This window comes from Aliikangiella marina (assembly GCF_007004765.1).
Lineage (GTDB): Bacteria > Pseudomonadota > Gammaproteobacteria > Enterobacterales > Kangiellaceae > Aliikangiella > Aliikangiella marina.
Genome location: NZ_VIKR01000001.1, coordinates 914739 through 928842 on the forward strand (window position 1 = coordinate 914739; position 14104 = coordinate 928842).

Annotated in this window: 13 protein-coding genes; 7 read left to right on the forward strand and 6 right to left on the reverse strand. The window is 44.1% G+C overall.

All coding sequences use genetic code 11. The features are described 5' to 3' along the window. The first annotated feature begins 118 nt into the window (after window positions 1-118). Window positions 119-547 carry a hotdog fold thioesterase gene (locus FLL45_RS04045; protein ID WP_142888490.1) on the forward strand — a complete coding sequence of 143 codons (429 nt, stop codon included), beginning with the start codon at window positions 119-121 and terminating at the stop codon, window positions 545-547. 54 nt (window positions 548-601) lie between these two features. Here the strand turns inward: FLL45_RS04045 and FLL45_RS04050 are convergent, their stop codons facing one another. From FLL45_RS04050 to purB, 3 genes are all read right to left on the reverse strand, one after another. Then, entirely contained in the window at window positions 602-1039 is a 438-nt protein-coding gene (locus tag FLL45_RS04050) for a GNAT family N-acetyltransferase (RefSeq protein ID WP_142888491.1), read from the reverse strand. A gap of 37 nt (window positions 1040-1076) precedes the next feature. Further along, on the reverse strand, window positions 1077-2198 hold the full coding sequence (locus FLL45_RS04055) for a cupin domain-containing protein (protein WP_142888492.1): 1122 nt from the start codon (window positions 2196-2198) through the stop codon (window positions 1077-1079). A gap of 62 nt (window positions 2199-2260) precedes the next feature. Then, window positions 2261-3625, reverse strand: a complete 1365-nt coding sequence (gene purB / locus FLL45_RS04060) for an adenylosuccinate lyase (protein WP_142888493.1) — start codon at window positions 3623-3625, stop codon at window positions 2261-2263. Window positions 3626-3962: 337 nt separating this feature from the next. Here purB and FLL45_RS04065 point away from each other — a divergent pair, with 337 nt between their 5' ends. Further along, entirely contained in the window at window positions 3963-5270 is a 1308-nt protein-coding gene (locus FLL45_RS04065; protein ID WP_142888494.1) for a hypothetical protein, read from the forward strand. A gap of 132 nt (window positions 5271-5402) precedes the next feature. Here FLL45_RS04065 and FLL45_RS04070 read toward each other — a convergent pair whose 3' ends face one another. Next, window positions 5403-7277, reverse strand: coding sequence for a M2 family metallopeptidase (locus FLL45_RS04070; RefSeq protein WP_142888495.1), 1875 nt, complete (start codon window positions 7275-7277; stop codon window positions 5403-5405). 417 nt (window positions 7278-7694) lie between these two features. Here FLL45_RS04070 and FLL45_RS04075 point away from each other — a divergent pair, with 417 nt between their 5' ends. From FLL45_RS04075 to FLL45_RS04085, 3 genes are all read left to right on the forward strand, one after another. Beyond that, window positions 7695-8276: a chalcone isomerase family protein gene (locus FLL45_RS04075; RefSeq protein ID WP_185964318.1), complete on the forward strand. Its 582-nt coding sequence runs from the start codon at window positions 7695-7697 to the stop codon at window positions 8274-8276. 184 nt (window positions 8277-8460) lie between these two features. Beyond that, window positions 8461-9510, forward strand: a complete 1050-nt coding sequence (nagZ, locus tag FLL45_RS04080) for a beta-N-acetylhexosaminidase (RefSeq protein ID WP_142888497.1) — start codon at window positions 8461-8463, stop codon at window positions 9508-9510. Continuing rightward, window positions 9510-10589 carry a mechanosensitive ion channel family protein gene (locus FLL45_RS04085; protein WP_246075755.1) on the forward strand — a complete coding sequence of 360 codons (1080 nt, stop codon included), beginning with the start codon at window positions 9510-9512 and terminating at the stop codon, window positions 10587-10589. The genes nagZ and FLL45_RS04085 overlap by 1 nt, the downstream gene beginning before the upstream one ends. 279 nt (window positions 10590-10868) lie before the next feature. Here the strand turns inward: FLL45_RS04085 and FLL45_RS04090 are convergent, their stop codons facing one another. Both FLL45_RS04090 and FLL45_RS04095 read right to left on the reverse strand, forming a co-directional pair. Further along, window positions 10869-11192, reverse strand: a complete 324-nt coding sequence (locus FLL45_RS04090) for a hypothetical protein (RefSeq protein ID WP_142888499.1) — start codon at window positions 11190-11192, stop codon at window positions 10869-10871. 81 nt (window positions 11193-11273) lie between these two features. After that, complete coding sequence (locus FLL45_RS04095; protein ID WP_142888500.1) at window positions 11274-11876, reverse strand: PilZ domain-containing protein; 603 nt, start codon at window positions 11874-11876, stop codon at window positions 11274-11276. Window positions 11877-12153: 277 nt separating this feature from the next. On the opposite strand from FLL45_RS04095, the gene FLL45_RS04100 reads away from it, so the two are divergent. Continuing rightward, window positions 12154-13401 (forward strand): lipoprotein-releasing ABC transporter permease subunit, encoded by a 1248-nt coding sequence (locus tag FLL45_RS04100; RefSeq protein WP_142888501.1) that lies wholly within the window; start codon window positions 12154-12156, stop codon window positions 13399-13401. After that, window positions 13394-14092 (forward strand): lipoprotein-releasing ABC transporter ATP-binding protein LolD, encoded by a 699-nt coding sequence (lolD, locus tag FLL45_RS04105; protein ID WP_142888502.1) that lies wholly within the window; start codon window positions 13394-13396, stop codon window positions 14090-14092. The genes FLL45_RS04100 and lolD overlap by 8 nt, the downstream gene beginning before the upstream one ends. Window positions 14093-14104 lie beyond the last annotated feature (12 nt).

Sequence of the window (14104 nt, forward strand, 5' to 3'; positions counted from 1 at the left end):
CAACCTCAAGGTTACTTTGTCTGAAGATTCGCGTGACTCAGACTGTCTTAGTTATCTCCAAGCGGTCTATAATCCAAGCAAATCCGTAAAACAACTTTATTTTTAATGAGTTAATAGAATGTCGATTTGGAAGAAAACACCTGACTTAGAACAACTGCAAAGAAGAAGAGAGAATACGCTTGTCGAACACCTTGGTATTGATGTCGTTGAAATCGGGGATGACTACCTAATTTGTAGCATGCCGGTCGATAAACGCACCCATCAACCGATGGGAATATTGCACGGTGGCGCGTCGATCGCGTTAGCAGAGACAGTGGGTAGTATTGCGGCGAATCTCGCACTTGACGCCTCGCATTATGCAGTTGGGCTGGAAATTAATGGCAATCATATGAGAAGCATTAGGCAGGGGACAGTGTTTGCAAAAGCAATGCCTGTACATCTTGGAAGAACGACTCAAATTTGGGACATCCGAATCTCTGACGAAAATGGCCATAAAGTCTGCATTTCTCGACTGACAATGGCGGTACTAAAACATCAAGATGGGTAATTAAATAGCAGTAGGTTAACGAGTTAACGACGAACTATGCCCTGAGAGGGGAAGTTACGCGAGACGCTTTACCAGTCGTTGGTGAGGAACGCCTTGCTTCATATAAACCGGTCCATCGACTGAAAATTTCTTCTGAAAGTAAAAATGAGTTAAATCAGTTTCTGCGTTTAGGGTGAGATTATTGATGTGACTTTGCTTAGCGAGGTGAATTAACTCACTTAAAATTTCGCTACCTACGCCATAGCCACGATGGTTTATTGTCACTGCGATTTTACTGACACGACCTGTTGGAGACAATCGTCCGCAGCCAATCGGTTGGTTATCTTGGTCTCGAACCAGAATGTGGAAGCATTTGTGGTCAACATGATCACAAACGATTTCCTTACTAAATCTTTGTTCAATAACAAATACTTTGCGACGAACTTCCATGATTTCGTCTGCAGCATTTAACCAACTCACTTTGTCATAGTGATATTTAATTTTGCCCGACATAGTATCATTTTGCCTTGATTACACTAACTGATTATTGCTAGTGAGTGTTCAAAAAATAACCTATATCTTTTATCCTAGCTAATGTTTCACAAAATGCAACTTCTGATTGATCCATCGATAACCCTTTAAAATCAATCTCTTCACCCGCTGCAAGTGCGGCTACTAGGTCGGTTCTGCGGGTTTTAAATGTAAAGGTTTCACCATCAATGGATAATATCACCTGACTGCCTTGTTGATACCAATTCCTTTTTAATCGCGGATTGAGTTGTAGATGAGAGGGGTTAGCGTTGGAAGTCGACGGCTCAACCTCGTCGAACTCTGGACTACCTAACTTTCCCTGACTTAAGAATTGGCTTAACAAACTGGCTATAAGTTCTTGATTTTCAGAAATATTTCTTAGTTTATTAGATGCCCAATCGATTAACTCTGTTTCGAGCTTTTGGCTAGAATTGGCTTTAACTCGATATCTGTCTGCAAAGAAGTCATCTGTTGATTCTGATTGGAAATGGTCGGCCAATAAGGCCAGCAAATCTTTGGTTTGCGGGGCTCGGTAGCCGATTGAATAACCTATCGATTCTCCGATGGATTCTCCCCAGTGAGGCGTGTCAGGTGGAATATACAGCATATCGCCTGGTTGCATAACAACATCAATCACCGGCGAAAAGTTGCTCAAGTGACGCAAGCCACCGACTATGTCGCACTGATGTTTCGTGTCGCCCAGCGCGCCAACCCGCCAGCGTCGTTCTCCGCTTCCTTGAATTAAAAATACGTCATAGTTATCAAAATGGGGGCCTACACCGCCTTGATCAGTCGCATAACTGACCATCACATCATCAAACCGCCAGTTGGGAATGAATTTGAATTGATCGACAAGTGCTTGTAATTCAGGAAGCCAATGGTCGAGGGTTTGTACCAGCAGTGTCCAATGGGATTCTGGTAAGTTTTGGAAATCTTTGGTTGAAAAAGGGCCGTGAGATAACCGCCAATCACCGTCGATATTGCTGATCACGCGTGACTCTATTTCATCTTCAAGTGAAAGACCGGCGAGTTCCTCTGCGGTTAAATAATTTGGCGTGCGAGAAAATGCTTGCTTAATTAAGCAGGGCGCTTTTTGCCAATGTTTGGCAAGAAACTCGTCAGGATCAAAGTTATGTAACATGAAGTTAGGTAATGAGTCTGATTTACACCGGGTCAAAAGGCATTTTTGACCCGGTGAATCATTTAGATGTTTTTAGCTTGTTGGACCGCGTTGCCAATGTAGTTGGCTGGGGTCATTGCTTTTAGCGCATCTTTCGCTTCTTGTGGTAAATCAAGCCCATCAACGAAAGCTTGCATACCGGCTTGGTCGACACGTTTACCGCGCGTAAGTTCTTTTAATTTCTCATACGGTTTCTCTATGCCATAACGCCGCATCACTGTTTGGATAGGCTCTGCGAGAACTTCCCAGTTTTGATCAAGTTCTTCAGCAAGCGACTGTTCATTGACTTCAAGCTTTGAAATGCCTTTCAACGTTGCTTGATAGGCAATTAATGAGTGAGCAACGCCCATACCCAACGCACGAAGCGCGGTAGAATCTGATAAATCTCGTTGCCAGCGAGATATCGGTAATTTTTGACCGAGATGAGTGAATAGAGCGTTGGCAATGCCCAAATTACCTTCGGAGTTTTCAAAGTCGATAGGATTTACTTTATGGGGCATCGTGGAAGAGCCGATCTCGCCAGCAACGGTTTTCTGTTTGAAGTGACCTAGGGCAATATAACCCCAAATGTCGCGATCAAAATCGATCAAAATGGTATTAAAACGCGTGATAACATCAAAGTATTCAGCAACATAATCATGGGGTTCAATTTGCGTTGTATAGGGGTTCCAGGTGAGTCCCAAGTCTTCGATAAAACCTTGAGCAAATGCCGGCCAGTCTACATCAGGGTATGCTGATATGTGAGCATTATAATTGCCGACCGCGCCGTTGATTTTACCCATAAGCTGAACTCGATCGAATTGTGCCTGTTGACGTTGTAAACGAGCCACAACGTTGGCCATTTCTTTCCCCAATGTGGTCGGCGATGCCGGTTGTCCATGCGTTCGAGACATTAACGGAATCTCAGCATATTGTTGCGCCAAATCAGCTATCGCATTAACAATATCATCTTGATATTTGCAAACAACTATCGCTGCGTCTTTTAACATCAGCGCATAAGATAGGTTATTGATATCTTCGGAGGTACACGCGAAGTGAATGAACTCACTGACTGTGCTGATTTCTGAATTTTCCGCAGTTTTCTCTTTTAAAAAGTATTCTACGGCTTTGACGTCATGGTTAGTGGTGCTTTCGATATCTTTGACACGTTGTGCATCGGCTTCGGAGAAGTTCGCTATGATTTGGTCGAGCATATTATTGGCGGTTTCGCTGAATTGCGGGACTTCGGCAATTTTTTCATGCGCGGCCAGTGCTTGTAACCATCGCACTTCAACGATTACACGGTATTTGATTAAACCGAATTCACTGAAAATTGAGCGCAGTTCAGAGGTTTTGTTGCCGTAGCGGCCATCTGCAGGTGATATTGCGGTTAACGCAGATAATTCCATGATTTCTCCTGTGGCGGAAAGACGATCGAAAATTTGGCGCGTATTTTAACCGAAAACATTCGCGGAGAGTACTACTAACTTAAGCTCGGCCGCTATATTTAGCGCTAATTTGGCAAGGATTATTTTGCCAAGGATTATTTAACTGAGCGAAAACGCCAGCTGCTCGATTGTTGTTGTAGGTGGTCTATAGTTATGGGGTAGTATTCAGAATTAGTTTGATATAGGTCAGCTTTAATGTGCTCAGCAGTTGGAGTTACCATGGCCGTGGTTTGTATTATAAAAAATTTCCTTTAATATGCAGTAAATGCATAGCGACAAACTTGAGCAGGTTTAGTTAATGAAAAACACGATTTTCCCGAGTGCTGATCACTATCAAGTTCCACGGGCACTTTATATCGGTGCTTGGAAAGTGTGGTTCAAACGATTCCACCAGCATCAAGAGTGGCGTGAGAGTCAAATGCCTCTAGAAGCGAGTGATCAAAAACTGAGCCTGTTAATACTAAACGACAAGCGGTTCAGCGTCGAAGTATTGAATCGACTCATCGTTCCCTGGTCCTATCGCGACACTTGCCAACTCGACAAAGCATTCTTTTTAATGAATCCCGATATTGTCAAGCCTATATCAGACGAGGAAGGCAATTTTGTTGCTGCAAGACTTACTGACCAAGCTTTAGATTATTGGGATGCATTGACCTTTCTAGAGCAAGATTTGTTTACCTCTTATGCCGAAGCAAGAATCCAAGCTGATATTGAAACACCGAGTAACGAGCCTGTCGTTATTGATGATGCTGGACTGGAAGTTATAGGAGAAGATATTTATCCACCGACCGTACCCACTAAAGAAGCTTCCGATGAGGATTTTGCCAGAGCTTTGGTCTGTTGGATTGATGAGGATCCCTTTACGCCCATGTATCAGCGCCAGCCGGTAGGCGAAGCGGTTAGTAGCTGGCATGACAGACTTCAATCCTTTTTTTGGCCGAAACCGAGAAACGGTTTAATGCAAGTTTCGCACACTGCCGATGCTTTAATGTATCGTGCGGCTTTGCTCGCTAAGGGAATTGAAGATAATCTCGATTGGTCATCGGAAGATAAGGTGCTGGCGGTTAAAACGGCTAATGAAGTGTTCCTTCAAGCGGGCGTACCTCAGCGTGATGTCACCTGGCAAAACGTCTACGAGGTAATGCAAGCGGCTATCAATGCTGATTCGCATGCCACGGCTAAAATGAATAGTGGTTGGAGTTTGCTCGCTTCATTCGCTTCTCATTGGCTTAATGGTATTAAAGGAAGAACGCCGATGATCTGTTGGAATAGTCGAGTATCGACTTCAATTATTTCACGGCTTGACTTTTTAATGGTTGAAGCGGGGTATCAATCACTGGAAGACCGGTTTGCGCACATCGGAACTATTCCAGGTATGGGCGGCACTCGTCCGCGAGAAATGAGTTTGCTATGGCCTGATGGCTATCGAAGTTGGCAGACGCAAGTTGCCGCTAGCCAATTTGTTAATAAGATGGTTCATTGCTTGAATAATGATAAAAATGAAGATGGTACCTTGAAGTATAAGCCGATGCCGATTCCGTCTGGCGGCAGTGCGCCTTGGTCTATGCAAGGCGTTCAGCTGGTGTTGTTTTCTGACGGGTATTGATACGCGGCGCGAAACTTAAGTCATCATTGCGGACTAACCGTTTTATCACTAAGTTTTGAATGATTATTGAAAGTTAAACATCGAGCAACAAAAAAAGCCCCTTAAACGGGGCTTTTTTAACTAGCTAATCGGCTAACTCGCCGTATCAGTTTTGGCTGATGGTTCTTTTGACCAGCCGCATGAGCGCTCTGCATTTTGCTCATCTAACCAGGTTTTCAATGGCGCGAAGTAATCGATAATTGCGGATGCATCCATATCTCTGGAACCAGTCATCGTTTGCAATGCTTCTTGCCAAGGTCGAGATGAGCCCATTTCTAACATTGCATTTAATTTGGCGCCAACTTCTTTATTACCATAAATTGAACAACGGTGAAGTGGGCCTTCAACTCCTGCCATTTTGCACAGCTCACGATGAAATTGGAATTGCAAAATATGTGCGAGGAAATAACGAGTGTAGGGCACGTTACCCGGTACATGGTACTTTGCACCCGGATCAAAATGAGCTTCGGTTCTTGCTACCGGCGCTTTAACCCCTTGGTATTTTTCGCGAAGCTCCCACCAACCTTGATTGTATTTATCTGCTGGAATTTCGCCATTAAAAACGCCCCAGCGCCACTTATCGACTAATAAACCAAAAGGCAAGAAAGCAACTTTATCGAGGGCCATTTTCATCAAATAGGGTAAGTCGCCAGAAGCCGCGGGTACTTCATCAATTAACCCAATTTCTTTTAAATAACTATCATTAATCGAAAGGGCAACAGTATCACCAATCGCTTCATGGAAACCATCATTTGCACTGCCGCGATACAACATAGGCTGTTTTAGGTTGTAGGCGCGTTGATAGTAGTTGTGACCTAACTCGTGATGAATGACGACAAAATCTTCGGCATTTTTCTTAATGCACATTTTGATACGATAGTCGTCCTTATTGAAGTCCCAAGCGCTCGCGTGGCATTGAACGTCTCTGTCTTGCGGTTTGGTGAATAACGAGCGAGTCCAAAAAGTATCCGGTAATGGTTGAAACCCGAGTGACGAGAAAAAGTTTTCGGCGGTGCGAACCATTTCAATTTCGCTGTAGTTTTTTGCAGCAAGCCTGGCTGTCAAATCAGTCGCAGGAACATCGGACTTCGGTGCCACGTCTTGATAGACGTTGCCCCAAGATTGCGCCCACATATTGCCGAGTAGGTGAGCTGGAATCGGCCCGGCTGGATCAACGATCTCGTCGCCGTACTTTTCATTCAGTTTGGCTCGTACATGACATTGCAAAGAATCATATAGTGGCTTGACCTGACCCCATACCCGGTCCATCTCTACTGCGAAATCATCCGCTTCCATGTCGTATTTAGAGCGCCAAAGTGCTCCCGTATCCGCATAGCCTAATTCTTTTGAACCTTCATTGGCGATTTCTACCATGCGTTGGTAGTCTAAGCGCATCTGTGGGGAAACTTTGCGCCAGTTGACCCATGCGTCCAGTTTTTGTTGAGCGCTCGTATCAGGGCTGGCCAAGGTGTCACTCAGTTGTCCAAGCACATAACACTCGTTCGGGTTTTCTGTGCAGCCTTTTGCATATGCCGCATCCATACCTGCGGAAATTTCGGCGAGCTCTTTAGTTTTAGCGTCGTCTTCAGGTGCTGGAATTGTTAGACCTGCTTTCAAAAACTCAAGTTTGCGTCGTGTATCGTAATCCACCTCAACATCGTTGAATTTTTTAGCACCCATCGCGAGCGCAACGCCTCGTTTGGTTGCTTCCTCACTGACTTTAGCGACCAGTGAGTTAGTGTCACTGGTGACGAAGTTGGCTTGTACCCAGTAGGTTTTTGCTAAATGCTCATAATTTTCTTCAAGAAGCGCTTCAGCTTCAGCGACAAAAGCCTTAGCTTCTGAGGCTGTTGGCGGTTTGGGTTGAGTTGGTTTTTGTTCTTTTTCTGTTTGGGGTTGGCAAGCAGCTAGCGCTCCTGCAACGCACAAACTTAGCGCTACTTTGCGAAAAGAATGACTAATTTTCATAGAGATACCTTAGTGATAATTTATTAATGAACCGCTGTATTTCATTCGAATTGGCTCTCTTTTTAGGCGGAGCCATTAATCAGAATTGAATCGATCGCACCATCGTGAAGGCAAGAGAATATACTTGAAACGCATTACCATCAACCTCTAACCCACATTTTTAGCGAAGGGGAGATGTTATTAAGGTAAGCCGTATGATGAAGGGGCAGAAAAAGCTGGTTTAATAAGGAAATTTTCAATTTGTGGAATCAATCGTGGAAGATTGTGATCTGGGTCTGAATTAGTGGTTAAAAAATGCGCTAATATAATTGCAACAGGATGTTTCTTGATGTAGTCTGACCACCTTGCATAAGGACTGTATACAAGAAAAGCCGCTCAGGGACTCGAGTTTTAGCCGTACAATTTCGGGGTAAAACATTGAAATCTAAAGTCTATTTAATTATTTGTAGTGTAGCCGCAGCATGGATTTCTGGGCAAGTTTTCGCAAAAGACCTTAAAGGGGTCAAAATTGAAGAGGTAGTTAACCTGTCAATCGGCGGAGAAGAGCTCCGTCTCAAAGGAACAGCTGTTAGAAACAGCTCACATCAGTCAGTTTATATTGGCGGACTCTATCTGCAAAACGATGCAGAAAACGTCGAAGATATCTTAGATAACGACGGCGCAAAGCGATTTGTCATATACTGCCAAAATTCGTCGATTAAGCCAGACGCGCTAATCCGCGCATTAAACCTTGGTATCACCGCTAATCACAGCGAAGCAGAACTCGACCAATTGCAACCAATGGTTGAGCAGTTTAACCAGTTATGGCGAACTGAAATTAAAGAAGGTGATAAGGTGTGGATCGATTTTGTACCCGAAACGGGGACTATCGTTTCGATAAACGGTAAAGAGAAAGGTACGATCCCGGGCAAAGCATTTTATGATGCATTTCTTAAGACTTGGTTGGGCGACAAACCCATCAACCCTTCGATGAAAAAACAGCTTCTCGGTAAAGGCTAATTTATCAGGGTAACCGAAAACGTCGAAAAAAGTGATTTACACACAAGAAATCCCGCGAAAGCGGGATTTTTTTTGACGATAAAAAAGAATTAATGACATCGAGATAGACCCTCAGCAGGATGCAAGTTATTATCGGGCAAATTTTGCAGCCTTCTCAAAGTGGCAACTAAGGAAGTTTTAAAATATGTCATCAATTGGTCCCGTTATGCTGGATGTACAAGGGACAGAACTGACCCAAGAAGATATTGAGATATTGAACTCACCAAGTTGTGGCGGGCTGATTTTGTTTGCCCGAAATTTCAAATCTGCGCAACAGGTGTTTGAGTTAACTCGGCATGTTAAGGCGATAAATTCAAATGTAATCATCGCGGTCGATCAAGAAGGTGGACGAGTTCAACGGTTTAAGCATGGATTTAGTGAACTACCGGCGCTTGCGAATTTGGGAGAACTCTATCAACAAGACCCGCAGACTGCTTGTCAACAAGCGAGCTATCAAGGGGAATTAATGGCTTTGGAAGTTCAGTCGGTTGGATGTGATATTAGTTTTGCACCGGTTTTAGATTTAGGCAACAAATTCAGTCGGGTTATCGGTGATCGAGGATTTTCAACAGAGCCTGATGTGGTTATAGCAATCGCAACGGCCTATATAAATGGCATGCAAAACGCCGGAATGGCCGCTACGGCAAAACATTTTCCTGGACATGGTTCTATCGAAGCCGACTCTCATGTTGAAATGCCAATCGATGATCGGCAACTTGACGAAATTATGGCGACCGATTTAAGGCCGTTTGAAGCGTTGAAAGATAATTACTCAGCAATCATGCCGGCACATATCGTTTTCCCAAAGATAGATTCAGAGTCAGCCGGATTTTCGACTTTTTGGATTAAAGAAGTCTTGCGCAAAAGAATCGGTTTTCAAGGCGCTGTCTTCTCAGACGATCTGTCAATGAAGGGTGCGGAAGTGGCGGGTGATTTTATTAATCGAGCTGAGAGAGCGCTCAAGGCGGGTTGCGACATGGTATTGGTTTGTAATGACCGTCAGGCAGTGGTAAGCGTTGTTGACTATTTAGATGCTAACCCAAATGCGCCGGTTGCGAGCCACGAGTCAAGCGAGCGATTAGCAAGCTTATTGATGAAACAACAACCCATTGGCTTAACAGCGCTTAAGCAAACTGAGCGCTGGCAGTTTCTCAACCAAGAATTAATTCAATTTAAACAGAACAGGGCAATATAGTGGACTTATCAAAAATCGAAGTGTGGTTTGACGATAACCTTGGTGATTCGACATTTTATTTTAAAGTTTTTGCAGTGGTATTCATTACGCTGTTATTGAATTTTATCTGGAGCCGAGTTTATAACCGACTTCACCAACAATTACTGAAGACAAAAAACACTTGGGATGATGCTTTAATCGTCTCTTTATCTGGCCCGATGGTACTGCTCATATGGGGAATCGGAGCTTGGGTAGTCGTTAACCATTTATTTGAATACCAGGTACAAGCAACTATTCGTGATATCGGTTTAGTTGTCTTACTCAGTTGGTTTTTAGTACGTTTTATTCGAGAGTCGGAACAAAACTTAATCGAGCACAACAAAAATAAAACCGATGAATCGAGGATTGATCACACAACAATTGAAGCAATCAGTAAACTTCTCAGAGTTTCCGTTTCAATAACGACGACTCTCGTCATCCTGCAAACGATGGGTGTGAGTATCAGTGCCGTGCTAGCATTTGGTGGTATTGGTGGCATAGCCGTTGGTTTTGCAGCAAAAGATTTGTTGGCCAATTTCTTCGGCGGCTTAATGATATATCTCGATCGGCCATTTTCAGTCGGTGACTGGATCCGCTCACCGGACCGCAATATCGAGGGAACGGTTGAGTACATTGGGTGGCGACAAACTCGCATCCGGACTTTCGACAAACGGCCGTTGTACGTACCTAATGCCATCTTTAACAGTATTACTGTCGAGAACCCATCGCGAATGAAGAATCGCCGAATCTATGAGACTATCGGCGTTCGTTATGATGATATTAACAATATGGAAGCGATAGTAGGTGATGTTAAGGAGATGTTGCGAGGGCACCCTGAAATCGATACCAAACAAACACTCATCGTCAATTTTAATGCGTTTTCTGATTCTTCTATCGACTTTTTTGTTTATACCTTTACCAAGACAACGGACTGGATTAAGTTTCATGAAATCAAACAAGACGTGTTACTAAAAATCGCTCAAATTATCGAAACTCATCAGTCTGAAATTGCCTATCCGACTCAACGATTACAAGTAGAACAAATCGAAAGCCAAGCCTAATTATTCAGTCAAACTCGCCCGGTTGAGCCGGGTTGAGAATATTAACTCATTTGACAAGATGACGTTCGGTGAGAATAGTCGCGCAGTCGAGAAGGTAGGAGGCGCTGGACCGTCGGCTCTGAACCGAGGGCTGAGCCATCGTTACTCAATAATTAGATGACGAGATGAAGAAGAAGACCACTTGAGTCCCCTAAGACGGGCTTAGGGGTACAGAATCTTTATAGATTCTCAACGGTAGACGCTTGCGAGAGTCCCGATAGAGTCGATTAACTGAGAAGTTTAAGAGCGGTGAACGACAGAATGAATGACTTTGTCATGCTCAAAGTAAACGGTGAAATCCGCATATCGCCAGCGAGTGATTGGCGGTTCGCCAACTGCGGGCACTGCCTCAATGGGTGTGCCGTAAGTTGTTTCCACCGTATCCATTGACTGACCTGTAGTAGGTTTGCTTACCGCTTGTTGTGATTGTTGGGTAACCGGTACTGGCGCATCTTGCGCAGAAGCAGTGTTGGCAAGTGCCACACCCAGCGTGCAGAAAGCAGCCGCAGCTAATCTCAAGGATTTTGGGCCAAGATGACAAGGGCTGGCGCTGTGCTTGTTCATGATGATTTCTCCTAATTAGAATTCTTATTAATATACTCCGCTAACTTACTGATTTGAAGTCATATTTTATAAAAAATAGAACTAGGTTGCATTTTCATCGGATTCACCGGAGTTTTCTTTGATTTCCCTGAGCTGCTTTGATTGTACTTGAAACACATGTTTGATAATGGCGTCTCGGTGGGCCTCATTAAGTTTCACAAAAATCAAGGCGATTTCGTGTCCTTCTCCTGATTCAGCCGGACGAGAGTCAACCACCCGAGCATAAGCGACGACACCCACACATTCTGGAACCAGAATAATCTCAATTTTCATTAACTGGTCAATTGGATACTTCTCGTCGCAGGTAAAACGGAGTCCTCCGCCACTAATATCAACCTCGGTGAGATGCTCCTCATCAGTGTGTAGCGATTCGACAGCAAACTGAGTTAACAACTCGAGCTTTTTGTTGAGGTTTAACAGGTAGTTGCCGAGTTGAGATTGTTTGTCAGTTAATGACCCCAGATAAGCTTGGTTCTCGTTTTCTAGTCGAGTGAGTTCCTGTAACAAGCGAATTTTAGGCGAACTGGTTTTGGCAACTTCATCAATCGGAGGAACGCTCTCTAGGGAATCGATTGGTTCATGATTGATGACGATCCAGTTTTTAATTCGAAAGTACTCTCGACGTTCGTCTGTTTGTTGGCTCATTAACTCGGTCCGTAATTATTGCTTCATTAATTTATAGCATAAATTCCGCTAAAAACGCATTTATGATTGGCCGGATGCCGTATTGTTCAGCGAATGAGCGAGACAATTCGATGAGCGTAAGAGAATTACTGAAATTAGTCCTTTAGTAAGCGTGACGGGGTTGTTAGAATCTGGTCACTCTCGGCAGTGGGTCAGCTATAACTCAGCTGCAACAGCGCTAATTTACCGGTGACAGCATCAGCTTATTCATCCACAAAAACAATTTATTGAGAAGTATATGAAAAAATCCGTCGCTTTGATGGTAGGACTTAGATACACAGGCGCGAGGAAGAGTAATCACTTTATCTCGTTTATTGCCTTAGTGAGTATGATGGGGATTGCATTAGGAACCATCGTTTTAATTACCGTAATGTCAGTAATGAACGGGTTTCAATCGGAATTGCGCGAGCGCATTCTCGGGATGGTTCCGCATGTCGTTGTCGGCCAAAGGGGCGATGGTGTTGAAAACTGGCGCGAATTAGCCGCGCAAGTGCAAGCTCATCCTGATGTGACAGCGACAGCACCGTTTATTGATGTGCAAGCGATGTTCAAGTCTGCCGGCAATACCCGCTTTGGATTGGTTCAAGGAGTGGTTCCAGAAGAAGAAGCTAAGGTCTCAATCATTGACGAGCATTTTATTGCTGGATCGTTGGATGAGCTGCAACCAAAGGGCTATGGAATAATACTCGGTATTGGGCTAGCACGAAGTTTGGGGGTGACTATAGGTGACAAAGTTAACATTTTGATAGCTGAAGGTGCAACGGTGTCGCCGGCAGGGATAGCGCCTAGAACAAAACGTTTTACAGTTGTCGGCTTATTCGAAGTTAGAGCCGAAGCGGATGGTCTCATGGCTTTAGTCCATATCCAAGACGCTGCGACCCTAACTCGAAAGGGCGATCTAATTTCAGCCTTGAGAATTTCTACCAACGATGTGTTAAATGCTCAATGGACTGCCTATGAGCTTCGTCAATCACTCGGAGATGACTATTTTGTTAGTGACTGGAATTATACGCACGGTACGTTGTTCCAAGCGATCAAAATGGAAAAAAGGATGATGGGGGTTTTACTCACTTTGATCGTTGCCGTCGCTGTTTTTAACATTGTAAGCACGTTGGTGATGGTTGTTACTGATAAGCAGGCCGATATTGCCATTTTGCGAACCCTCGGTGCTAGCCCTGGGACTATTATGCGAATATTCATCGTTCAGGGGAGCTTAAATGGCGTCATTGGAACGGTTATTGGTGTGATTGGCGGAGTGGCTCTGGCTCTCAATTTGCCGGAAGTAGTAGCCTTTCTCGAAAGTCTTTTCGGTTTCAGAGTATTACCCGGTGATGTATATTTCATTAGCTTCCTTCCCTCGGAACTTCAATGGCCAGACGTGTTTTTGATTACTTCGGTTGCGCTTTCTTTGACCGTTTTAGCGACCCTATATCCCGCTTGGAAAGCTTCAAGAACAAGACCTGCGGAGGCATTGCGATATGAGTAACCAATCTGAAAATGTGCTAGTTGCTCGCAATGTGAGTAAAACTTTCGTTGACGGCGCGAATAAGATCGAAGTGCTAAAAAGAGTGGATATCGAAATCGCTAAGGCAGAAATGGTGGCGATTATCGGCGCGTCTGGGTCTGGAAAGAGTACCTTACTGCATGTCTTAGGAGGGCTTGATCAGCCTGACGAAGGTGAAGTCATCATCAAAGGCAAGGACATTCACAAAGCCTCGGTTCGTCAACAGGGCGAAATCAGAAATAAATACTTGGGTTTTGTTTATCAATTCCACCATTTGCTTGCAGAATTTACCGCGCTTGAAAATGTCGCAATGCCATTATTGATCGGTGGTATTCCGCAAAATGATGCCTATGAAAAAGCCGAAGCGATGATAGGAAAAGTTGGGCTCGCCCAACGGTTAACACATCGACCGGCGAAGTTGAGTGGAGGAGAGCGCCAACGAATAGCTATTGCAAGAGCTATGGTGACTAACCCCGCCTGTATTCTCGCCGATGAACCAACTGGCAATTTGGATATGGGGACTGCGCAAGCAATAAACGAGTTAATGTTTGAGTTAAATCAGAGTGAAGAGACTAGCTTTCTGGTCGTTTCGCATGATCTTCGACTAGCGCAAAGTATGCAAAAAACTTACGAAATGACCGATGGTGAGTTATCTTTAGCCAGCACAAAATAACGTGATAAAAAT